Here is a 20753-nt window from a genome sequence, read left to right as displayed (position 1 = left end):
GCCGGCTAGGCCGCTGCCTGGGCGGGGACCGGCGCATCGCTCGTCGCGGCGTTGGTCAGCAGGCCGCAGAGGCGCGTGATCGTCTCCTTCAGGGCGTGACGGTGGACCACCTGATCGACCATGCCGTGCTCGCGCAGGTATTCCGCCCGCTGGAATCCGTCCGGCAGCTTCTCGCGGATGGTCTGCTCGATCACCCGGGGGCCGGCGAAGCAGATCAGCGCACCCGGCTCGGCCAGGTGCACGTCGCCGAGCATCGCGTAAGAGGCGGTGACGCCGCCGGTGGTCGGGTTGGTCAGCACCACGATGTAGGGCAGACGCGCGGCGTTGAGCCGGCGCACCGCCACGGTGGTCCGGGGCATCTGCATGAGGGACAGGATGCCTTCCTGCATGCGTGCCCCGCCGGAGGCCGAGAACAGCACGTAGGGGGTGCGCTTCTCCAGGGCGGTCTCGGCGCCGCGTACGAAGGCCTCGCCGGCCGCCATGCCGAGGGATCCGGCCATGAAGCCGAATTCCTGCGCCGCCAGGGTCATGGGCAGGCCGCCGACCCGGCCGAAGCCGATCTTGAACGCGTCCTGCAGCCCGGTCTTGGCGCGGGCCTCCTTCAGGCGGTCGACGTAGCGCTTCTCGTCGCGGAACTTCAGCGGGTCGGTGGCGACCTCGGGCAGCGCCACGTCGATCCAGGTGCCCTCGTCGAACATCATCTTGAGGCGCGCGGTGGCGCTCATCTTCAGGTGATGCTCGGAGCCCGGAATCACCCAGTGATTGGCCTCCACCTCCTTGTGGAACACCATCTGGCCGGTATCCGGGCACTTGACCCAGAGGTTCTCGGGCGTCTCGCGCTTGAACAGGGTCTTGATCCGGGGGCGCACCACCTCCGAGATCCAGTTCATCGGTTCGACCATCGAATCGCGTCCGTTCGCTTCAAGCTCGCGCTGATATCAGGTGGTGTGGCCCCTTCCGCCAGGGCGCGCGGTTCAGGCGGCCCGCTCGACCCCGCCCGCGCGGACGCCGGCGGCCAGCTCCCGGACCAGCTCCGCCACGGCCGGGACCGTGCCGGCCTGCGGCCGCCCTTCCGAATCCAGCGAGCGGACCAGGGTGTCCACCAGCGCCGAGCCGACCACCACGCCGTCGGCGCCCTTGGCGATCGCCGTCGCGTGGGCGCCGGTCTTCACCCCGAAGCCGACCACCACGGGCAGGTCGGTGTGGCGGCGGATGCGGGCAACCGCCTCCGAGACCTTGCCGAAATCCGGTGTCGCCGTGCCGGTGATGCCGGTGATCGACACGTAGTAGACGAAGCCCGCGGTGTTCGCGAGCACGGCCGGCAGGCGGCGCTCGTCGGTGGTCGGCGTGGCGAGCCGGATGAAGGCGAGCCCCTTGGCCAAGGCCGGCAGGCAGAGCTCCGAATCCTCCTCCGGGGGCAGGTCGACCACGATCAGCCCGTCGACCCCGGCCGCGACCGCGTCGTCGAGGAACCGATCGACCCCGTAGGTGTGGATCGGGTTGAAATAGCCCATCAGTACGATCGGCGTGCCGTCGTTCTCGGCGCGAAAGCGGCGCACGAGGTCGAGCGTGCCGGCCACGCCCTGGCCGGCCTTGAGGGCGCGCAGGCCCGCGGCCTGGATCGCCGGGCCGTCGGCCATCGGGTCGGTGAAGGGCAGGCCGAATTCCAGGATGTCGGCGCCGGCGCCGGGGAGCGCCTTCAGGATCTCCAGGGAGGTCTCCGGGTCGGGATCGCCCGCCATCACGTAGGTGACCAGGACGGCCCGGTTCTCCGCGCGGGCACGGGCGAAGGTGGCGTCGATGCGGCTCGGCATGGATCTGATACGGGTTTTCGCGGCGTCGGGACCGGATCCGGCCCAGGATTATCTCCGCGCTACACCATCGGCGTCGGCCCGTGAAGCGCTCGCCCCTGCGGCCACGGGGTCGGCCGCCCCCGCCTTGTCCTGCCGATCGCGGACTCCATCTCCCGGCGTCCACACCCCCAGGATGATGAGGAGCGCGACATGGCGAAGGCCGACAAGCACCACATGGGCCCGGGCGGTCACGGCAAGGGCTCGGGCAGCGGCGGCATGACCGATCTGCCGGACGGCGTGCTCGGCGAGAACGAGGTCCTGAGCAACCGGGACAAGTCCCGGCACAGCGACGAGCGCGGGCTCGACGGCAAGGCGGTCCAGACCGAGCAGTACCAGGACCACGCGGCCAACCGGCAGGCGCCCGGCTCCGAGACGAAGGAGTCCTGAGGCCGGTCAACGGGGACCGGGCGGGCAGCGGCCGTGCGCGCGGCGCGGTTGCCGGCCCGCCCCGGCCCGCGTAGCCCTCGGGCATGACGACCCAAGACCTCCCGACGCGCCGCTTCGCCGCCTTCCTGTTCGACATGGACGGGACGATCATCAGCTCGATCGCTTCGGCGGAGCGGGCCTGGACGCGCTGGGCACAGAGCCACAGCCTCGACGTGGCGCGTTTCCTGCCGACGATCCACGGGGTCCGCTCGGTGGACACGATCCGCCGGCTCGGCCTGCCCGGTGTCGATCCGGAGGCCGAGGCCGCCGCCATCACCCGGGCGGAGATCGAGGATGTCGGCGACATCGCCGAGATCCCGGGCGCCCGCGCGTTCCTGCAAGCTCTGCCGCCCGAGCGCTGGGCGATCGTCACCTCGGCGCCCCGGGAGCTCGCCCTGCGCCGCCTGGACGCCGCCGGCATGCCGGTTCCGGCCCTGCTCGTCGCCGCCGAGGACATCGATCGGGGCAAGCCCGCGCCGGATTGTTTCCTGCTGGCCGCCGAGCGCCTGGGCGTCGCGGCCGCGGATTGCCTGGTGTTCGAGGATGCCCCGGCCGGCATCCAAGCCGGCGCGGCGGCGGGCGCCACGGTCGTTGTGGTCACGGCGACCCACCACGCCCCGATCGAGACGGCGCACGCGACGATTCCCGATTATCGGGCGCTGACGGTCGATGCCGGGCCGGATGGTCTCCGTATCGCTTCTGCCCACTGAGCGCGGTCAATCCGGACAACCGTATCTGGACATACGATCCGCCAAAATCCCAGGCCTTGCATCGCCGCATAAGCCTTCACACGGTCATCCCGGGGCGCCGGAGGCGAGCCCGGAATCCAGAGCCGCCGACGGTGCAAGATCCTGCTCGACCTATGGTTTCGGATTCCGGGCTCCGCTTCGCGGCCCCGGGTTGACAGGGTTGATTATCCTGCGGTCGCTCGAGTGCTGCTCGCAGAATCGATGAGCGCGATCCGGGAGACCGCGCCCCGATTGACTTCTCCCTGCTCAACCACGGCAGTATCCGGGCGTACATCCAGAACGTGCGCGGGAGCATCGACCGTATGACCAAGCCGAACGGCGTCCCGGGCCTCTTCGAGACTGCGGAGGGGCAGCGGCTGGTGCAGGCGCGCACCGACCCGGCCTGGCGGCGCTGGGGGCCGTATCTCAGCGACCGGCAATGGGGCACGGTGCGGGAGGATTACAGCGCCGACGGCGAGGCCTGGGACTCGCTGCCCCACGACCACGCCCGCTCCCGGGCCTATCGCTGGGGCGAGGACGGGATCGGCGGCTTCGGCGACCGGCACCTGAACTGGTGCCTGGCGCTCGCCCTGTGGAATGGCCGCGACCCGATCCTGAAGGAGCGCCTGTTCGGCCTGACCAACGCCGAGGGCAACCACGGCGAGGACGTCAAGGAGCTGTACTACTACCTCGACGGTATCCCGACCCACGCCTTCATGCGGATGCTCTACAAGTACCCGCAGGGCGCGTTCCCCTATCAGCGCCTGGTCGAGGAGAACCGCAGCCGCGGCCTCGACGACCCGGAATTCGAGCTGCTCGACACCGGCCTGTTCGACGAAGGCCGCTACTTCGATGTCGAGATCGCCTACGCCAAGGCCGGCCCCGACGACGTGCTGATGCGGGTCACCGCCACCAACCGCGGCCCGGAGCCCGCCGACCTCACCCTGCTGCCGCAGCTCTGGGCCCGGAACCTGTGGTCGTGGAAGGCGGGGACCGAGAAGCCCGAATTGTCCGCCGGCTCGGACGGGTCGGTCTGGGCGCGCCATCCGAGCGTGGCGCCGATGCGTTTCTTCGCCGAGGGCGCGGCCGAGCTGCTGTTCACCGAGAACGAGACCAACACGCACCGGCTGTTCGGCAGCGGGCCGGAGGCGGGTTTCTACAAGGACGGGATCGACCGGCGCGTCGTCCGGGGCGAGGCCGAAGCCGCCAACCACCTGTCCGGCACCAAATGCGCGGCCCGCTACGACCTGCATCTCGGCCCGGGGGAGTCGCGCATTCTCCGGTTGCGCCTGCGCCCGGAGACGGCGCCGGGCGAGCCCTTCGCGGATTTCGACGCGGTGTTCGCGGCCCGCGCGGACGAGGCCGACGCGTTCTACGACGCCCTGCAGGCGTCGATCCCCGATCCCGAGATGCGGCTCGTCCAGCGGCAGGCGCTGGCCGGCATGCTCTGGTCGAAGCAGCTCTACCATTACGACGTGCGCGAGTGGCTGGCCGGCGATCCGGCCCAGCCGCCCCCCGCCCCCGCGCGGCGGCACGGCCGCAACGCCGACTGGGCGCATCTGCGCGCCAACGACATCATCTCGATGCCGGATGCCTGGGAATATCCCTGGTTCGCCTCCTGGGACCTCGCCCTCCAGGCGATCGTGTTCGCCCTGTTCGATCCGGATTTCGCCAAGAACCAGCTGCTGCTGCTCGTCGACGAGGCCTATGCCCACCCGAACGCGGCGCTTCCCGCCTATGAATGGGGGTTCGGGGACGCCAACCCGCCGATCCACGGGCTCGCCGCCTGGCGGGTATTCGAGATCGACCGGGCGCTCACCGGCACGCCCGACCACGTCTTCCTGAAGCGCATCTTCAACAAGCTGACCCTGAATTTCACCTGGTGGGTCAACCGCAAGGATTCCGACGACCGCAACCTGTTCCAGGGCGGCTTCCTCGGGCTCGACAATATCGGCATCTTCGACCGCTCGAAGCCGGTCGGCGACGGCGCCACCCTCACCCAGTCCGACGCGACCGCCTGGATGGCGGCCTACGCGCTCAACCTGATGCGCATCGCCATCGAGCTGGCGATGCAGGACCCGACCTACGAGGACATGGCGGAGAAGTTCTTCGAGCATTTCCTGCTCATCGCCGCGGCGACCGGCGACGGCGTCTGGGACGAGACGGACGGTTTTTTCTACGACGTGATCGAGGCCCGCGACGGGAACCGCCTGCCGATCCGTGTCCGGACCATGGTCGGGCTGATCCCGATCTTCGCGGTCACGACGATCAGCGAGCGCGATCTGGAGAAGCTGCCCTCTCTCCGGAGCCGGATGGCGTTCTTCCTCCGGAACCGCCCCGATCTGGCCACCCTGGTCTCGCGCTGGAACGTGCCCGGCGAAGGCCAGACCGTGCTGCTGTCGCTGCTGCGCGGCCACCGGCTGAAGGCGCTGCTGCACCGGGCCCTCGACCCGGCAGAGTTCCTGTCCGAGCACGGGCTGCGGGCGGTCTCGCGCAGCTACGCGGACCAGCCGTTCTGCTTCCCGTGGAACGGCCGGGACATGGGGCTCGCCTACGAGCCGGCGGAATCGCGCTCACGCCTGTTCGGCGGCAATTCCAACTGGCGCGGGCCGGTCTGGATGCCGGTGAATTACCTGCTGATCGCCGGCTTGAGACAGTTCTACGCCTATTACGGCCCGGATTTCCGCGTGGAGGCGCCGACCGGCTCGGGGCGGACCTACTCGCTCCGGGAGATCGCCGAGAAGCTGTCCCTGCGGCTCATCGGCCTCTCGACCCGCGGCCCGGACGGACACCGGCCGGTCTACGGAACGAGCCGGATCGAGCAGGAGGATCCGCATTTCCGCGATCTGGTGCTGTTCTACGAATATTACGACGGCGATAACGGACGGGGCGTCGGCGCCTCGCATCAGACCGGCTGGTCCGGCCTCGTGGCGCTCCTGATCCAGGAGGTCTCGACAGCAGAGAGCCGGCCGTGACGGGCACGGCCGGCTCGATCGACCCGATGGGAACCGCTCCTACTCGGCCGCCTGCTGCATCCGCAGCTTCTGGCCGAGCCCGATCTCCCGGGAGATCTTCGAGCGCCGGGCGCTGTAGGCCGCCGAGACCAGCGGGTAATCCACCGGCAGGCCCCACTTGGCCTTGTACGCTTCCGGCGTGAGGCCGCGCAGGGTCAGGTGCCGGCGCAGGGCCTTGTAGGACTTGCCGTCCTCGAAGCTCATGATCGTATCGGGGCGGATCGACGCGCGGATCTGCGCCTCGGTCGGCCGCTTGACCTGACGCTCGGCCGGCGCATCCAGCGCGGTGATCGAGCGGTGCACCTCGGACAGAAGGCTGGGCAGAGCACCCGCCGGCACGCTGTTCTTGGTGACGTAGGCGCTTAGGATCTTGGCGGCGAGTTCGACGCTCGGGGAGGTCGTCTGCATGGTCATCTCCTAAGGTGTCTCGGTCGGACGATGCGGCTTTGTCGGGTCGTTAGGCTGTTGTGCTGTCGGCGGCCGGCGATGGAGCCCGGAACAGAAATCCGGTCCGCCATCGGGCAGCGCGTGGTGGCATTATGCGCCCGCTCGCTACGCTTACAACCACCGCGAGCATCTATTTGGCGCCTGTTTCTACTTAGAATTGATAAATACGGTCAACGCGGAATCAACATGCGGGCCTACGAGACGGCACGGGTGCGGTATTGAGGACTCACCGGCCCTGTTGGGGCGAACATCGAGAGTGGCGGGGATGGAGGTTCTGGTCGTCGGCGCCGGCGTGGTCGGCTTGGCCGTGGGGCGGGCCTTCGCGCTGCGCGGCCACGTCGTCATCGTGGCGGAGGCCGAGGAGGCGTTCGGGACCGGCGTGTCCGCCCGCAGCTCCGAAGTGATCCATGGCGGCATGTACTACCCGTCCGGTTCCGCCCGCGCCCGACACTGCGTCGACGGCGCCGAGAAGTTATACAACTTCTGCGCGAACCACGGGGTGCCGCACCGGGCCTGCGGCAAGTTAATCGTCGCCGGTGACGATGCCGAGGCCGACACGATCGCGGCGATCCGGCAGCAGGGCGAGGCCAACGGCGTCCGCGGGCTCGAGCTGCTCGACGCCGCAGCGGCGAAGCGCCTGGAGCCCAACCTTGCCTGCACCCTGGCGCTGCACGCGCCCCATACCGGGATCGTCGACAGCCACGCGCTGATGCTCGCGCTGCTCGGCGTGATCGAGGACCACGGCGGCGCCCTGGCCCTGCGCACGCCGGTGGAGCGCCTGTCCCGCCGGGACGGACAATGGCACGCGGCCTTCGGCGGCAGCGAGCCGGTCGAGCTGGCCTTCGACGCCGTGGTCAACGCCGCGAGCTTCGGGGCGCCCGCGCTCGCCGCACGCACGGAGGGCTATCCGGCCGAGCGCGTGCCGGTGCTGCGCCTCGCCCGGGGCAATTATTTCGGCTGCACCGGCAAGCCGGCCTTCTCGCGTCTGATCTATCCCGCGCCGCGGATCGACGGCGGGCTGGGCATCCACCTCACCCTGGATCTCGCCGGCCGCACCCGGTTCGGCCCCGACGTGGAATGGGTCGAGGGCTTCGACTACCGGGTCGACCCGACCCGCGCGGACAGTTTCTACGGCGCGATCCGCCGCTACTGGCCGGGCCTGCCGGACGGGGCGCTCTACCCGGACTATGCCGGCCTGCGCCCCAAGCTCACCGGCCCGGGCGAGACGGCGGCGGACTTTCGGATCGACGGACCGGAGGAGCACGGGCTGCCCGGGATCGTCCACCTGTTCGGGATCGAGAGCCCGGGGCTGACCTCGAGCCTGTCGCTCGCCGAGGCGGTGGCCGGGCAGCTCGACGCCTGAGGCTCAGAACAGCAGGTGCAGCGCCAGGGGCGCGAGGATCGCGGTCAGGAAGGCGTTGAGCCCCATGGCGATCCCCGCGAAGGTGCCGGCGGTCTCGCTCACCTGGAAGGCCCGGGCCGTGCCGATGCCGTGGGCGGCGAGCCCGGCCGCGAAGCCCCGGGCGCGCATGTCGCGGATCCGCAGGAGGTTCATCAGCGGCGTCACCAGGATCGCCCCGATGATGCCGGTGAGGATCACCAGGATCGCGGTGAGCGTCGGGTCGCCGCCCAGCGCCTCGGCGATGCCCATGGCCACCCCCGAGGTCACGGATTTCGGCGCCAGCGAGATCAGGATTGGCTGCGGGATGTCGAGGAGCCGCGCCAGCGCGATGACCACGGCCAGCGTCGTGGCCGCGCCGGCCAGGAGCGCGGCCAGCATCGGAACCAGGGCGCGCAGGACCGTGGCCCGGCGCTCGTAGAGGGGCATGGCCAGCACCACGGTGGCCGGCCCGAGCAGGAAGTGGACGAACTGCGCGCCCTCGAAATAGGTCGGATAGGGCGTGCCCGTCACCGCGAGGACGGTGCCGACCAGGATCACGGTGATCAGCACCGGGTTGGCGATCGGGTGCCGGCCGGTGGCGGCCGCGATCCGGTCGGCCAGGACGTAGGAGGTCAGGGTCACGGTCAGCCACAGCAGCGGCGTGCCGGCGAGATAGACCCAGAGCGAGAAATCGCCGTGCACCGCTCAGGCCTCCCCGTCGGGCCGGCGCCGCTCGACCCGGGACGCGACCGCGCGGAACACCAGCACGGTCACCAGCAGGGACAGGGCGGTGGAGACCACGAGCACGATGGCGAGCTTGAGCCCTTGCGCCCGGAGCAGGTCGAGGCGGCCGACGACGCCGACGCCGGCGGGGACGAACATCAGCGACAGGTTCATCAGGAGCCCCCGGGCCGTGGTCTCGAGGGTGCCGTCGGTGAGGGGCTTCGGCAGGATGCGCGGCAGGCCGAGGCGGCTGTCGCGCAGGAGCAGGAAGCCGAACATCAGCCCCATGCCGATCACCGGCCCCGGGACCGGAACGCCGGCGCCCCGGGCCAGGATCTCGCCCAGGAGCTGGGCGAGCAGGATCAGCGCCAGGCTCGCGATCATCGTCCGACCGGGCCGCTAGACGGCGCCGACGCCCCGCTGCCCGGTTCGACGGGACGCGGCGATCGCCGCCTCGTCGAAGCCCAGCAGCCGGCCGAGGCGCTCGACCAGCGCCTCCTCGAACTCGTCGACGGTCCCGTCGGCGGCGGCGACCGACCAGGCCATGGTCAGGAGGTCCTGGCGCTCGGCCTTGTTGGCCTCGTGCGGGATCATCTCGACCAGGCTCGCCAGGTCGCGGGTCTCGGCATCGACCGCGGTGGCGCGCGCGATCAGCGCCCGGGCGGCGTCCGGCCCCTCGGCATAGTGGCCCTGCACCAGCCGGGACAGGCGCTCGCTCTCGGCGGGGGCCAGGATGCCGTCGACCCGGGCGACGTGCACGAGGAGCGCGGTCGCGGCGAGATGGGTGTCGTCCACCGGCTCGGTGGCGCCGACGCCGAGGGCCTCGGTCGCGTAGGCGCGCAGGCGTGCGATCAGGGACATGTCGGCTCCGGTGGTTCCTGACGCACAGTTCGGTTCGTGGGACACGCCGTCAAGGATGCCGGATCACGTCGGCGGCCAGCGTGGCACGGCTGCATCGTTTTGGCGGTCTCACCCCCGAGCCGCCTCGGTCGCCCCCGCCACGAGCGGCGCCAGGATCGCGTCCGCCGCGCGCAGGATCGCCGGCCCGGCCTGCGCGGGGGTCCCGGCCCGGAACGGCGGCTCCGGGGCGTATTCCGCGACGAGTTGCGCGGTGCGGGCGTAGTCGGGGCCGCGCAGGCGAGCGGCGAGCGCCAAGGCGAGGTCGAGCCCGGCCGAGATGCCGGCGCCGGTGGCGCGGTTGCGGTCGAACACCACGCGCTCGGCCACCGGCACGGCACCGAGCAGCGGCAGGACGGCGTCGCGCACGCACCAGTGCGAAGTGGCGCGGTAGCCGTTCAGCAGGCCGGCCGCCCCGAGGATCAGCGATCCGGTGCAGACGCTCGTCACCCAGGCGGTGCGCGGCGCACGCGCGCGCAGGAAAGCCAACAGCGCAGCGTCGCGCATCTGGTCGGGCGTGCCGTCGCCGCCGGGGACGAAGAGGACGTCGAGATCGGGCGGGCAGGCCGCGAAGGTATGCGTTGCCACGAGGCTCAGGCCCGTGTCGCTCGCGACGGGGCCTTCGGCTTGCGCCACGCAATACAGGCTGCCGGGGGCGAGGCCGGCGAGCAGCGCCTGCGGGCCGACCAGGTCGAGAGCGGTCATGCCCGCATACAGCACCATGGCGATCCGGACCGGACGGTCCTGCGGGATCGGACCCGGCGCGTCGGCGGCCTCGGAGCAGACCGGCCCGAACGCGGCGGCGGCCGCGGCGGCCGCGACCATGGCCCGGCGGCTGAGGTCCGGCGACGTCACGCCCGGGCCGGGCGCGTCACAGCGGCCAAGACGCGTCCCGGTAGGCGCTGTCCCAGAAGAGCCATTCGAGCCGCGTCGCCTGCGTGAACGCGTCGTGCATCCGCGCCTGCAGGGCCGGCGAGGCCGATGCCGCCGCACGGTCGGTGGCGGCGATCATGCCCGCCACGGCATCGGCGAAATCCTCGCCGGCATAGGTGTCGATCCAGGCGCGATATTGGTTGTCCGGCGTGGCGCGGGCGAAGATGTCGTCGCCCACCGCCTTGTAGATCCAGAAGCACGGCAGCAGGGCCGCGCACAGGACCTCGAACGGCTCGGCATAGGCGGTGGCGACCAGGTAGGAAATGTAGTGGTGGCAGGCCGGGGTCAGCGGCGTGCCCGCGAACGCCCCCGGGCCGATCCCGTAATCGCGGAAGAAGCCGCCATGCAGCGCGCGCTCGACCACGATGGCGTCCTGCGCGGCGCGGGAGAACTGGACGATCCCGTCCGGGTCCGGGGCCTTCGCGGCCGCGAGGCTCAACGCCCGGCCGAAGCCGATCAGGTAATGCGCGTCCTGGACGATGTAGTGGCGGAACGTGGCCTGCGGCAGCGTGCCGGCGGCGAGCTCCGCGTTGAACGGCATCGTCCGGATCGTCTCGTAGGCCGCCGCGTTGCGCGCCCACGCCGCCTGAGAGAAGGCATTCGGGCCACCGTCACCGTCGGTCAAAGGCACCTCCTCCTCGGTCGCGGACGCTATCCCTGCCGCTGCGCGTGCGTGACGGCGACGTGGATCAACTCCGCAAGAGTCCGCACGCCGAGCTTCTGGCGCATCTGCGAGCAGGCATTGGTCACGGTCTTGTAGCTCACCGACAGGTCGGCCGCGATGGCGCCGTAGGAACGGCCCTGGGCCAGCCGCGCCAGGATCTGCTGCTCGCGGGGAGTGAGCTGGGATTCCGGGGTGCGGCGGGCGTCGGCGCGCAGCATCGCGACCTCGGTGGCGAGCCGGCGGTCGAGATAGACCTCGCCGACCCGGACCTTGCCGAACGCCTCGAACAGCTCGGCCGAGGCGTGGTCCTTCAGCACGTAGCCGAGCGCCCCGGCCTCCAGCGCCCGCGCGACGATCACCGGGTCGTTGTGCATGCTGAAGACCAGGATCCGCGTCTCCGGGGCGACCGCCCGGATGCGGCGGATCAGGCCGAGCCCGGCCATGCCGCTGCCCTGGAAGGTCAGGTCGCAGATCACCACCGGTGGCCGCAACCGGTGGAAGATCCGGTAGCCGCCGACCACCGTGGTCGCCTCCGCGATGGTCTCGACCCCGGAATCCTCGAGGACCCGTCGACAGCCCTGGAGAACGATCGGGTGATCGTCGATCACGAGGACCGGCAAGCGTGTCGCGGCGGCGTCGATCTGGGAGGCGATGGCGTTCATGCGCTCGGCGCGTTGTTGTTCTCGTCGACCCGCTCGGGCGGAACGGGGATCATGATCCGGACGATTGCTCCGGGGCCGTCATTGTCAAGGCCGAAGGTACCATCCAAGGCCTCGACACGCTCGCGCATCCCCGAAAGACCGAGCCCGGTGCGGTGTTCGGCCGGGATTCCGCTGCCGTCGTCGCGGATCGTGACGCGCAGCTGGCCCTCGACCTCGGTGGCTTCGGCCTCGACCCGGGTGGCGCCACCGTGGCGGACCGCGTTGGTCGCGCTCTCCTGCACGCAGCGGAACACCGTGAGATCCACCAGGTCGCCGTAGCCGCGCGCCAAGCCGTCGAACGTCCCCACGAAGGTCGTGCCGGGATGCCGCTGGCCGAAGCCGCGCAGCAGGAGGTCGAGACAGGTGGCCAGCGGCGCCTGCCCGAGCCCGTGCGGGCGCAGGCGGTTCAGCAATTCCCGGTTGACGGTCTGGACCTGCCCGACGATGGCGCTGATCTCGGCCGCCCGGGCGGCGAGCTTTTCGCGGTCGGGCTCGGCCGGGCCGGAGGCGATCCGGGCGATCGAGGCCGCGTTGGCCTCCAGGGCGAACAGGCAGGGGCCGAACTCGTCGTGCAGCTCGAGCGCGGTGCGACGGCGCTCGTCGTCCTGGGCGGTGAGCAATTGGCGGTTGAGGCGCCCGTTGGCGGCGCGGACCTCGCTCAGGGCCTCGGCGACCTTGTTGAACCGCTCGGCGATCACCGCCAGCTCGCGGGCGCCCGGGGTCTCAAGACGCGCGGTGTAATCGTGATGTTCCAGCTGGGTCAGGCCGTCGCCGAGCCGCTGCAGCGGCGCCAGGATTCGGCCCAGCGCCAGGTAGAGCGCGATCAGCATCCCTGCGTTGATCGCCAGGGTGGTGATCGAGAGCGCCCTCGCGTAGCCCCAGATCTCGTCGATCTCGTCCATCGGCTGGGTGGTGATCTGCGCGGTGCCCAGCCTCTGGCCGTTGACGACGATCGGCAGCGTATGGCGCTCGATCGGCGGCATGATCAGCTCGGCGAACCAGCGGGGCGCCTCGCGCTCGGACCGGTGCGGCGGCATCGGGCTGCCGACCTGATCGCCATCCGCGTCGAGCACCGCGACGCGGACGTGGCGCAGGGTCTTGAAGCGCAGGTCCAGCGTCTGCAGCAGCGTGTCGGGCGAGGCCGCGTCGGACAGGCGAATCGTGTCGGCGACCAGGGACTCGACCGTGGCCAGCGAGGCGCGGGTCTCCACGCGCACCGCGTTGCGGGCGTTCAGCACGATCACCCCGCAGGAGATCAGCGCCGCCAAGGCATCGATGAGCAGCACCACGGCGACGAGGCGCGCGCGGGTCGACCAATCGGCCCAGGGCCGGAAGCCGGCCCGGCGGCTTGCAGGCGCGGTGTCGGGCGTCGAAATCACGGTTGATCTTGTATCCACCGGCAGACGCATAGCGAGCGCTCCGGCGAAGTCCATGCCGCCCCGTCCCGCCCGGCATCGGGAAGGCCGATCCGCCGCCCCTTCCCGGGCACGCCAGCAGGGCGGAACCGAATACGGATTCTTAAGCGGCTCCGCTTTATCTTGTGGATAGCCGAGCCTCGACTGGCCGGGCCTGCAATGGGCGGCGACATCTTTGCGCCGTATTGCGGTTTCTCTATCGACGACAGAGTCGACCCATCTCCAACGTGATGGAGAGCGGCGGCCGGTCATGGGGGGCCCGGTCGCGCGTGTCGTGCATCGTGTCAGAGACCCCGGATCATGAACGATCTCGCCCTGGACCCGTCCGACAGAAGACCGCATCGGTCGCCGGAGCCACGCCCCGGTCGCAAGCCCGGCCTGAAGCTCATCCTCGCCGGGCTGGTCGGCGCGAGCGCTATCGCAGGCTTCGGCGTCGCCGCCTCGACCCTGATGGCCGGGCTTGCCGCCCCTACGCCGATCAAGCACGCCCCGATGGGCCGGGCCGCGGACTGGCCCGAATTGAAGGACGGCCTGCCGGCCGTGGCCGGGATCGCGCCGGCGCCCCCCGTCGCGGCGAAGCCCGCGGAACCTGAGAAGCCGGCCCTGCGCATGGCGGCGCTGCCGGAAGCTCTTGCGCCGGCAGTCACGCCCGCCCCCGCGAGCCCGGTCGCCCCGCCCCCCGCCAAGATCACGCCCGTTGCCGCGCCCATCGCCGCAGCGCCGCCGGCCAAGAGCGTGGCCGTGCCCGAGGCGCCGACCAAGCGTATCCCCACCCCGACCCCGGTGACGCCGATCGCCGCCCGTCAGATGGTGGTGCCGCTGCCGCCGGCGCGGACCGCCGCGCTCCAGCCCCCGCGCGCCTCCGAGACCGTCAAGGCGCGCGACGTCGCCGTGCCCCCGGTCGCGCCCGCGGCCAAGCCGGTTGCCGCGACTCCGGCCGCAGCCCCGCCGGAGAAACCCGCCCGCAAGGCAGTCGCTGCGCACAAGCCGCCCGCCGCCGCAAAGGCCGCGGACGCCGCCAAGCCCGGCGTGAAACCCGGCGCCGCACCCGCGACGGTCGCGCAGGCCGAGACCGCCGACGAGGAGACCGAGGTGCTCGGCATCAAGCTGCCGTCGCTGGCGCCCGCCGGCCGGAAGCTGCGGGAAAGCGTCGACGCGCTCGGCGACGCGGTCAAGAAAGTTTTCTGAGACCTCCGCCTGCGGGGGCGTCAGCGCCTCCGCAGGTCGATCCGAATAGGATCAGCTGCGGCCGGTATTCCGGCCCGGCTTGGACTCGGACCGGGGACCGGACCGCTCGGCGTGGCGCTGATGCTTGCCGGCGCGCGGGCTGGCAAACCCCTTCGGGCCGCCCGGAGCGCTCTTGCGCTCGGCCGGGGCCGCGTCCCCCGCCAGCGCCTCGACCTGGATCTCCGGCGAGCCGTTGCGGGCGAAGGCCTCGGCGAAGCGCGCGGCGGCGTTGCCGCGGATCTCAAACTTGGTCTCCCGGTCGAAGATCCGGATCGCGCCGATCTCCTGGCGGCCGATGCCGCCCCGGCGGGTGAGCATCGGCAGCAGGCGGCGCGGATCGGCGTTGTCGCGCCGGCCGAGGTTGAGCCGGAACCACACCGCCGGCCCGAGGGCGGCGATCTGCTCGGGATTCATCGGGTCGTAGGGCGGGCGCTCGCTGACGCCGCGGGGGGCACGGCCCTCGCCCGGATCGCTGACCTCTTCCGGGGCCGGCAGGCGGGTGCGGTAGACCCGGGCCAGCAGGGCGGCGAGCTCTTCCGGGGTCTTGCTGGCGAGCAGGGTCCCGGCGAGCGCGACATCCTCTTCGGCCGGCGGCTCGGAGAAGAGCGGGTCGGAGAGCATGCGCTCGCCGTCGAGCTTCCGGATGTCGTCGGCCGAGGGCGGACCCGACCACTCCGGGCTGACCTTGGCGATGGCGAACATCTGCTCGGCGCGCCGCCGCCTAGAATTCGGGATCAGGAGCACCGAGGTGCCCTTGCGACCGGCGCGGCCGGTGCGTCCGCTGCGGTGCTGGAGCACCTCGGCATCGTGCGGCAGGTCGGCGTGGATCACGAGGCTGAGCGACGGGAGGTCGATGCCGCGGGCAGCGACGTCCGTGGCGACGCAGACCCGGGCCCGGCCGTCCCGGAGCGCCTGGAGGGCGGCGTTGCGCTCGCCCTGGCCGAGCTCGCCCGAGAGCGCCACCACCGAGAAGCCGCGCTCGGTCAGGCTCGCCTGAAGATGGCGCACGGCGTTGCGGGTGTTGCAGAAGACGATCGCGGTCGGGGCATCGGCCTCGCGCAGGAGGTTGAGCACCACGTGCTCGGTCTCCCGGGGCATGATCCGCACCGCCCGATAGGCGATGTCGGCGTGGCCCTTGCTCTCGCCCTTGATCGCCAGCCGCAGGGCGTTGCGCTGGTAGCGCTCGGCCAGGGCCTCGATCGCCTTGGGCAGGGTCGCGGAGAACAGGTAGGTCGCCCGCTCCGGCGGGGTGGCCGAGAGGATGAACTCGATGTCCTCGCGGAAGCCGAGATCGAGCATCTCGTCGGCCTCATCGAGGACGACGGCCCGCAGGTTGGTCGGATCGAGGTTGCGGCGCTCGAGATGGTCGCGCAGGCGGCCCGGGGTGCCGACCACGATATGGGTGCCGTCGGCCATCATCCGGGCCTCGCGGCGGGGATCCATGCCGCCGACGCAGGCGGTGACCCGGCCGCCGGCCGGAGCGTAGAGCCACAGCAGCTCGCGCTGGACCTGGAGGGCCAGCTCGCGGGTCGGGGCGATCACCAGGGCGAGCGGCGCGCCGGGGGGCGGCAGCATCTCGGCCTCGCCAGCCTCCGGGCCGATGAGCATGTTGGCCATGGCCAGGCCGTAAGCCACGGTCTTGCCGGAGCCGGTCTGGGCTGAGACCAGGAGGTCGCGGGCGCCGGCAGCCGCCTCCAGCACCGCGGCCTGGACCGGGGTGGGATCGGCGTAGCCGCGCTCGGACAGGGCCCGCGCGAGGGGGGCGGGCAGGGTCGGGAAGGGCAAGTGACGGAAACTCTCAACGGCCGCGCCGCGCCCGGCAGCGCGCCATCGCGCGGCGGAGGAATCAGGCACCGGACTTTATTCGGGTTCCTAGATGGTAGCGCCAACCGGGCCCGCTGACCACTCCCGCCACGGCATGGGCCGGTTGCGCGGGCTCGGTCCTGCGGGCGAGCGGTCGCCGTCCACGTCAAAATGCCGGTCGCGCTCCGCCAACCCTGGCCTTGCCGCTCGTCTGACCTAAGACACGGCCTGACCTTACGCAGTGCTGCATCAAGGCGATCCGAGCGGAGACGACCAAGACCATGACGGGAGCCCTGCGGCTGGTAGTGGCGTGGGCGACGGTTCTCGCCTTCGCGTGGTTCGGAAAGGGCTGGCTCGGCGACCTGGCGCAGCCCTGGTTCGCGGGTGGGCTGTTCGCCTGGCTTCTGGCCGTGATCGTCTGGTCGGCCTTCGGGGTCGTGCACGAGGCGGAGGACCTGGCGCACCGGCTGGGCGAACCGCTCGGCACCCTGGTCCTCACCCTGTCGATCGTGATCATCGAGGTGGCGCTGATCTCCGCCGTGATGCTCTCGGCCAAGGAAGCGCCGACGCTGGGCCGCGACACGATGTTCGCGGTGCTGATGATCGTCCTGAACGGCGTGGTCGGCCTCGGGCTGCTGATGGGCGGCCTGCGCCACCACCAGCAGAGCTACAACCTGCAGGGGGCCTCGGCCTTCCTGTCGGTGATCATTCCGCTGACCACCATCGCGCTGATCATCCCGAACTTCACCAGCTCCACCGCCGACGGGACGCTGACGACCCTTCAGGCGGTGGCCTTCTCGGTCTTCACCCTGGCGCTCTACGGCGTGTTCCTGCTGATCCAGACCAGCCGGCACAGCGATTTCTTCCAGGATGCCGAGGAGGCGGCGGAAGCGGAGGCCGCCGCGGGGGCGCGCTCGGCCAGCGCCATCGGCAAGCACGTGGTCCTGCTGCTCGCCAACGTCGTGCCGATCGTCCTGCTGGCCAAGAGCCTCGCGGTGATCCTCGACCACGGCATCGCGGCGCTGGGCGCGCCCTCGGCGCTCGGCGGCGTGCTGATCGCCGCGATCGTGTTCACCCCGGAGGCGATCTCGGCCCTGCGGGCCATCGCCCGCAACGAGCTGCAGCGGGCGATCAACCTGTGCCTGGGCGCGGCGACCTCGACGGTGGGTCTCACCGTGCCGGCGATCCTCACGATCGGCCTGCTCACCGGGCAGACCGTGGTGCTCGGCCTCAAGCCCACCGAGATGACGCTGCTCGCGGTGACGCTGATCCTCAGCACCCAGACTTTCTCGGGCCTGCGCACCACGGTGCTGGAGGGCGCGGTGCACCTCGTGGTGTTCTTCGTCTACCTCGTGCTGATCTTCAGCCCCTGATCAGCTGCCGAACCGCTCGGTGCGGATCACCCCCGCCGGGACGCCCGCTTCCAGGATCAGGTCCGAGGCGGCCCCGACGAAACGGTTCGAGCCGCAGAGGAAGACCTTTCCCGGCCGTCCGACCCGCGCCAGGGCACCGGCCACCAGGGCGGCGTCGATCCGCCGGCCGCCGGCATCCCGCGTGGTGGTGAGGTGCAGGGAGAATCCGGTGCCGTCGCCGGCGAGGCGCTCCAGCTCGGGGAGCGCGATCGCCTCCTCGCGGGTGCGGGCGGAGTAGATCAGGGCCGCCGGGATCTGCGGCGCGACCAGGGCGCGCCGGCGCAGCATCGCCAGCAGCGGCACCACGCCGGAGCCGCCGGCCCCCAGCAGCAGCGGGCCGCCATCGGGACCGTCCCAGGAGAACGAGCCGCCGATCGGCCCGCGCAGCTCGACCCGGTCGCCGACCTCGGCGGCCTGCGAGAACCAGCCCGAGACCTCGCCGTCGGGCAGCGCCTCGACCATCAGCTCCAGGGTGCCGCTGCCGTCGGGCGCCGAGGCGATCGAGTAGCTGCGCTGGGCCTGGTAGCCATCCTCAGCGGTCAGCCGGACGTCGACGTGCTGGCCGGCCCGGTAGGCCTGGGCGAGCTCGCAGCGCAGACGAAAGCTCTTCACCTGCGGGGTGACGGGCGCGATCGCGGTGATCTCGGCCTGATGCCAGCGGAAGACGATCGGCTCAGTCACCGGTGTAGCGCTGCTCACGCCAGGGATCCCCGTACATGTGGTAGCCGCGCAGCTCCCAGAAGCCGGCGGTGTCGGTCTGGGTGAAGCGGAGGCCCTTCACCCATTTGGCGCTCTTCCAGAAGTAGAGGTGCGGCACGAGGAGCCGCGCCGGGCCGCCATGATCCGGGTGGATCGGCTGGCCGGCATAGCGGGTCGCCACCATGGCCCGGCCGTTCACGAGGTCGGCCACCGGCACGTTGGTGGTGTAGTCGTCGAAGGATTCAGCCAGCAGGAAGGCGGTCGGGGCCGCGATGCCGGCATCGGCCAGCAGGTCGTCGAAGCTCACGCCCTCCCAGGCGGTGTCGAACTTCGACCACTTGGTGACGCAGTGGATGTCCCCCTGCCAGGTCGTGCGCGGCAGCGCCTCGAATTCCTCCCAGCTCCACGTCTTGATCGGCCGCGAGCCCTCGCGCAGCGTGAACCGCCAGGTGGCGAGATCCACGGTCGGGTTGGGGCCGATCTGCAGGATCGGGAAATCCTCGGTGAGATATTGGCCGGGCGGGATGCGCGCGCCCGCCTCGGGCGGCTGCCTGCGCCCGACGAAGCCCCGTGTCACCATGCCGGCCTCCGCTGTCGGTTGTTGTTTTGGTGCGTCTGATCCGGGTTTGGTGCGTCGGAACACCCCACGTCAAGTCGGGATGTGCGGCCGAACAAACGCCCCAAAGCTGAGATGTGGTAGGCAGCCTAAGCCTGACCGAATCGCACCCACCAGGGGGAATGTCATGAAGTACCTTCTCGCGACGAGCCTCGTCGTCGGGAGCCTCGCCACCCTCGCGCCGGCCGCCCAGGCCCGTGACGGGATCGGCGCAGGCGGCGCGGCTGCCCTCGGCGTGCTCGGCGGCCTCGCGGTAGGCGGCGCCATCGCGTCGTCGGCCAACAACGGCTACTACCCGGGTCGCCCGGTCTACCGCGCCCCGCCGCCAGTCTACGTGGAAGAGGATTACGGCCCGGTCTGCCACTTCGAGCGCCGCCGCACCGTCGATCCCTATGGCGACGTCTACATCCGGCGCGTGCGCGTCTGCGAATAAGCGGCTTCGGGGGTCGCCACGGCCGGCGCCGGCTTCAGGCGCTCGGCACAGGCGATCCCCCCAAGCACGAGAGCCAGGGCGACGGCCTGAACCGCCCCGAACGGCTCGCCGACCAGCAGGACGGCGAGGACCGCGCCGAAGATCGGCACGAGGTTGACGAACAGGCCCGCCCGGTTCGGGCCGATCAGCTCGACCCCACGCATGAAGAACAGCTGCGCCAGCAGCGACGGCCCCAGGCCGACGAAGGCGACCATCGCCCAGCCCTCCAGCCCCGGCCAGACCGCGTGCCCGGTGGCCCATTCGACGGCGAGCGGCGGCAGCGAGGTCACCAAGGCGGCGATCGCCATGGCGGCGAAGAAGGCCAGGGCCGAGACTTTCGGGCGCGTCGGCAAGAAGATCGTGTAGCCTGCGTAGAGCAGGCAGGCCCCGAACACGAGCACGTCGCCGCGGTTGAAGTCCAGCCGGGTCAGGACCGTCCAGTCGCCGTGGGTCGCCGCGATCCCGGCGCCGATCAGGGTCAGGACCACGCCGAGCATCTGCCCGAGGGTCACCGGCACCCGGTACGCCAGCCGGTTGAGCACGATCACCAAGACGGGGATCGCCCCCTGGAACAGGGCCAGGTTGACGGCGCCGGTATGGACGCCGGCCGCGTAGAACAGGCAGTTGAAGGCGGTGTAGCCGAGGCCGCCCATCAGCAGGATGCGCAGCCAGTGCGGGCGCAGGAGCGGCCATTCGGCGGCGAGCCGGCGGGCCGCGAACGGCGCCAGCACCGTGCAGGCCACCGCCCAGCGCAGGGTCGTGATGACCTGGGGGGAGACGTGGCCCGGCGCCCAGCGGCTGCTGACCGCGTTTCCGGCCCAGAGCAGGGCCGTGAGTGTGAGAAGCAGATAGGCCGGCGCGACCGAGGAGACCCGGGTCGCGCGCGCGGACGTCAACGGCGGCGGAACTGGCCGCCCCGGACCTGGGGTCGCGGGCCTGCGGAGCGCTCGTCCTTGTGCCGGAACACGAGGCGGCCCTTCTCCAGATCGTAGGGCGACATCTCGACCGTGACCCGGTCGCCCGCCAGCGTCTTGATGCGGTTCTTCTTCATCTTGCCGGCCGTGTAGGCCACGATCTCGTGGCCCTGGTCGAGCTGCACGCGGTAGCGCGCGTCCGGCAGGATCTCGATCACGAGACCGTCGAACTGCATCAATTCTTCTTTCGCCATGCACCTTCTCCAGTCGGACCGTCCGGCAGCAGGCGTTCCGGCAAAACTTCTACGGCTGTCATCAAGCTCGGGAAACGCCGCAGGGCGCGGATCCGATCCGACGGACGGTCCGCGCCTGCTGAGCGACGCCGCCCGCATGTAGTCGTCACACGATCCCGCTGCAAGTCATGCTCT

At 71.2% G+C, this 20753-nt stretch carries 22 protein-coding genes; 7 read left to right on the top strand and 15 right to left on the bottom strand.

Annotation, left to right across the window (positions count from 1 at the left end):
• Positions 1-5: 5 nt before the first annotated feature.
• Complete coding sequence (gene accD, locus LGR69_RS08450; RefSeq protein WP_007561214.1) at positions 6-902, bottom strand: acetyl-CoA carboxylase, carboxyltransferase subunit beta; 897 nt, start codon at positions 900-902, stop codon at positions 6-8.
• A 72-nt stretch (positions 903-974) separates the two neighbouring features.
• Positions 975-1814 (bottom strand): tryptophan synthase subunit alpha, encoded by an 840-nt coding sequence (gene trpA / locus LGR69_RS08445; RefSeq protein WP_230365760.1) that lies wholly within the window; start codon positions 1812-1814, stop codon positions 975-977.
• 189 nt (positions 1815-2003) lie between these two features.
• Here trpA and LGR69_RS08440 point away from each other — a divergent pair, with 189 nt between their 5' ends.
• The 3 genes from LGR69_RS08440 to LGR69_RS08430 all read left to right on the top strand — a co-directional run bounded on the left by LGR69_RS08440 (position 2004) and on the right by LGR69_RS08430 (position 5982).
• The gene (locus tag LGR69_RS08440; RefSeq protein WP_007561210.1) at positions 2004-2240 is read left to right on the top strand and encodes a hypothetical protein; all 237 of its coding nucleotides are present in this window, start codon (positions 2004-2006) and stop codon (positions 2238-2240) included.
• A gap of 83 nt (positions 2241-2323) precedes the next feature.
• Positions 2324-2989 carry an HAD-IA family hydrolase gene (locus tag LGR69_RS08435; protein WP_230365759.1) on the top strand — a complete coding sequence of 222 codons (666 nt, stop codon included), beginning with the start codon at positions 2324-2326 and terminating at the stop codon, positions 2987-2989.
• 341 nt (positions 2990-3330) lie between these two features.
• Positions 3331-5982: an MGH1-like glycoside hydrolase domain-containing protein gene (locus LGR69_RS08430; protein ID WP_230365758.1), complete on the top strand. Its 2652-nt coding sequence runs from the start codon at positions 3331-3333 to the stop codon at positions 5980-5982.
• Between the two features lie 39 nt (positions 5983-6021).
• Here the strand turns inward: LGR69_RS08430 and LGR69_RS08425 are convergent, their stop codons facing one another.
• A complete protein-coding gene (locus tag LGR69_RS08425) occupies positions 6022-6429 on the bottom strand; it encodes a Ros/MucR family transcriptional regulator (protein ID WP_007561203.1) in 408 nt (135 codons plus the stop codon).
• Positions 6430-6733: 304 nt separating this feature from the next.
• On the opposite strand from LGR69_RS08425, the gene LGR69_RS08420 reads away from it, so the two are divergent.
• Complete coding sequence (locus LGR69_RS08420; protein WP_230365757.1) at positions 6734-7831, top strand: NAD(P)/FAD-dependent oxidoreductase; 1098 nt, start codon at positions 6734-6736, stop codon at positions 7829-7831.
• Between the two features lie 3 nt (positions 7832-7834).
• Here the strand turns inward: LGR69_RS08420 and LGR69_RS08415 are convergent, their stop codons facing one another.
• From LGR69_RS08415 to LGR69_RS08385, 7 genes are all read right to left on the bottom strand, one after another.
• The gene (locus LGR69_RS08415; protein WP_050733821.1) at positions 7835-8551 is read right to left on the bottom strand and encodes an LrgB family protein; all 717 of its coding nucleotides are present in this window, start codon (positions 8549-8551) and stop codon (positions 7835-7837) included.
• Positions 8552-8554: 3 nt separating this feature from the next.
• Positions 8555-8956: a CidA/LrgA family protein gene (locus tag LGR69_RS08410; RefSeq protein ID WP_050733820.1), complete on the bottom strand. Its 402-nt coding sequence runs from the start codon at positions 8954-8956 to the stop codon at positions 8555-8557.
• 15 nt (positions 8957-8971) lie between these two features.
• A complete protein-coding gene (locus LGR69_RS08405) occupies positions 8972-9433 on the bottom strand; it encodes a tellurite resistance TerB family protein (RefSeq protein WP_007561194.1) in 462 nt (153 codons plus the stop codon).
• Between the two features lie 108 nt (positions 9434-9541).
• Positions 9542-10324: a DJ-1/PfpI family protein gene (locus LGR69_RS08400; protein WP_230365756.1), complete on the bottom strand. Its 783-nt coding sequence runs from the start codon at positions 10322-10324 to the stop codon at positions 9542-9544.
• A 16-nt stretch (positions 10325-10340) separates the two neighbouring features.
• On the bottom strand, positions 10341-11027 hold the full coding sequence (locus tag LGR69_RS08395; RefSeq protein ID WP_230365755.1) for a TenA family protein: 687 nt from the start codon (positions 11025-11027) through the stop codon (positions 10341-10343).
• A gap of 26 nt (positions 11028-11053) precedes the next feature.
• A complete protein-coding gene (locus LGR69_RS08390) occupies positions 11054-11728 on the bottom strand; it encodes a response regulator (protein WP_007561188.1) in 675 nt (224 codons plus the stop codon).
• Positions 11725-13200, bottom strand: a complete 1476-nt coding sequence (locus LGR69_RS08385; RefSeq protein ID WP_230365754.1) for an ATP-binding protein — start codon at positions 13198-13200, stop codon at positions 11725-11727. The genes LGR69_RS08390 and LGR69_RS08385 overlap by 4 nt, the downstream gene beginning before the upstream one ends.
• Before the next feature lie 282 nt (positions 13201-13482).
• Between LGR69_RS08385 and LGR69_RS08380 the strand changes: the two genes are divergently transcribed.
• Complete coding sequence (locus tag LGR69_RS08380) at positions 13483-14370, top strand: hypothetical protein (RefSeq protein WP_230365753.1); 888 nt, start codon at positions 13483-13485, stop codon at positions 14368-14370.
• A gap of 51 nt (positions 14371-14421) precedes the next feature.
• On the opposite strand, the gene LGR69_RS08375 is transcribed toward LGR69_RS08380, so the two are convergent.
• Entirely contained in the window at positions 14422-16194 is a 1773-nt protein-coding gene (locus LGR69_RS08375) for a DEAD/DEAH box helicase (protein WP_007561182.1), read from the bottom strand.
• Between the two features lie 299 nt (positions 16195-16493).
• On the opposite strand from LGR69_RS08375, the gene LGR69_RS08370 reads away from it, so the two are divergent.
• Positions 16494-17585, top strand: a complete 1092-nt coding sequence (locus tag LGR69_RS08370; protein ID WP_007561179.1) for a calcium:cation antiporter — start codon at positions 16494-16496, stop codon at positions 17583-17585.
• On the opposite strand, the gene LGR69_RS08365 is transcribed toward LGR69_RS08370, so the two are convergent.
• A complete protein-coding gene (locus tag LGR69_RS08365) occupies positions 17586-18323 on the bottom strand; it encodes an FAD-binding oxidoreductase (protein ID WP_230365752.1) in 738 nt (245 codons plus the stop codon).
• Entirely contained in the window at positions 18298-18903 is a 606-nt protein-coding gene (locus tag LGR69_RS08360) for a sulfite oxidase-like oxidoreductase (RefSeq protein ID WP_007561175.1), read from the bottom strand. The genes LGR69_RS08365 and LGR69_RS08360 overlap by 26 nt, the downstream gene beginning before the upstream one ends.
• 163 nt (positions 18904-19066) lie before the next feature.
• Between LGR69_RS08360 and LGR69_RS08355 the strand changes: the two genes are divergently transcribed.
• A complete protein-coding gene (locus LGR69_RS08355) occupies positions 19067-19372 on the top strand; it encodes a hypothetical protein (protein ID WP_007561173.1) in 306 nt (101 codons plus the stop codon).
• On the opposite strand, the gene LGR69_RS08350 is transcribed toward LGR69_RS08355, so the two are convergent.
• Together LGR69_RS08350 and infA are read right to left on the bottom strand one after the other, a co-directional pair.
• Positions 19342-20307, bottom strand: coding sequence for a DMT family transporter (locus LGR69_RS08350; RefSeq protein WP_007561171.1), 966 nt, complete (start codon positions 20305-20307; stop codon positions 19342-19344). The two genes, LGR69_RS08355 and LGR69_RS08350, sit on opposite strands and share 31 nt — an antisense overlap.
• A complete protein-coding gene (gene infA / locus LGR69_RS08345) occupies positions 20304-20579 on the bottom strand; it encodes a translation initiation factor IF-1 (RefSeq protein WP_007561169.1) in 276 nt (91 codons plus the stop codon). Before infA ends, LGR69_RS08350 begins: the two co-directional genes overlap by 4 nt.
• Positions 20580-20753: the final 174 nt, after the last annotated feature.

Source organism: Methylobacterium brachiatum (assembly GCF_020523825.1).
Classification (GTDB): Bacteria; Pseudomonadota; Alphaproteobacteria; order Rhizobiales; family Beijerinckiaceae; genus Methylobacterium; species Methylobacterium brachiatum.
Note: the sequence above shows the minus strand (reverse complement) of the source record. Positions and strands in the feature narration are given on the sequence as shown.

What these genes read in the sequence shown, in the direction of transcription:
- accD (WP_007561214.1), bottom strand. Translation starts at nt 902, where the DNA reads ATGGTCGAACCGATGAACTGGATCTCGGAGGTGGTGCGCCCCCGGATC.
- trpA (WP_230365760.1), bottom strand. Translation starts at nt 1,814, where the DNA reads ATGCCGAGCCGCATCGACGCCACCTTCGCCCGTGCCCGCGCGGAGAAC.
- LGR69_RS08440 (WP_007561210.1), top strand. Translation starts at nt 2,004, where the DNA reads ATGGCGAAGGCCGACAAGCACCACATGGGCCCGGGCGGTCACGGCAAG.
- LGR69_RS08435 (WP_230365759.1), top strand. Translation starts at nt 2,324, where the DNA reads ATGACGACCCAAGACCTCCCGACGCGCCGCTTCGCCGCCTTCCTGTTC.
- LGR69_RS08430 (WP_230365758.1), top strand. Translation starts at nt 3,331, where the DNA reads ATGACCAAGCCGAACGGCGTCCCGGGCCTCTTCGAGACTGCGGAGGGG.
- LGR69_RS08425 (WP_007561203.1), bottom strand. Translation starts at nt 6,429, where the DNA reads ATGCAGACGACCTCCCCGAGCGTCGAACTCGCCGCCAAGATCCTAAGC.
- LGR69_RS08420 (WP_230365757.1), top strand. Translation starts at nt 6,734, where the DNA reads ATGGAGGTTCTGGTCGTCGGCGCCGGCGTGGTCGGCTTGGCCGTGGGG.
- LGR69_RS08410 (WP_050733820.1), bottom strand. Translation starts at nt 8,956, where the DNA reads ATGATCGCGAGCCTGGCGCTGATCCTGCTCGCCCAGCTCCTGGGCGAG.
- LGR69_RS08405 (WP_007561194.1), bottom strand. Translation starts at nt 9,433, where the DNA reads ATGTCCCTGATCGCACGCCTGCGCGCCTACGCGACCGAGGCCCTCGGC.
- LGR69_RS08390 (WP_007561188.1), bottom strand. Translation starts at nt 11,728, where the DNA reads ATGAACGCCATCGCCTCCCAGATCGACGCCGCCGCGACACGCTTGCCG.
- LGR69_RS08385 (WP_230365754.1), bottom strand. Translation starts at nt 13,200, where the DNA reads ATGGACTTCGCCGGAGCGCTCGCTATGCGTCTGCCGGTGGATACAAGA.
- LGR69_RS08380 (WP_230365753.1), top strand. Translation starts at nt 13,483, where the DNA reads ATGAACGATCTCGCCCTGGACCCGTCCGACAGAAGACCGCATCGGTCG.
- LGR69_RS08370 (WP_007561179.1), top strand. Translation starts at nt 16,494, where the DNA reads ATGACGGGAGCCCTGCGGCTGGTAGTGGCGTGGGCGACGGTTCTCGCC.
- LGR69_RS08360 (WP_007561175.1), bottom strand. Translation starts at nt 18,903, where the DNA reads ATGGTGACACGGGGCTTCGTCGGGCGCAGGCAGCCGCCCGAGGCGGGC.
- LGR69_RS08355 (WP_007561173.1), top strand. Translation starts at nt 19,067, where the DNA reads ATGAAGTACCTTCTCGCGACGAGCCTCGTCGTCGGGAGCCTCGCCACC.
- infA (WP_007561169.1), bottom strand. Translation starts at nt 20,579, where the DNA reads ATGGCGAAAGAAGAATTGATGCAGTTCGACGGTCTCGTGATCGAGATC.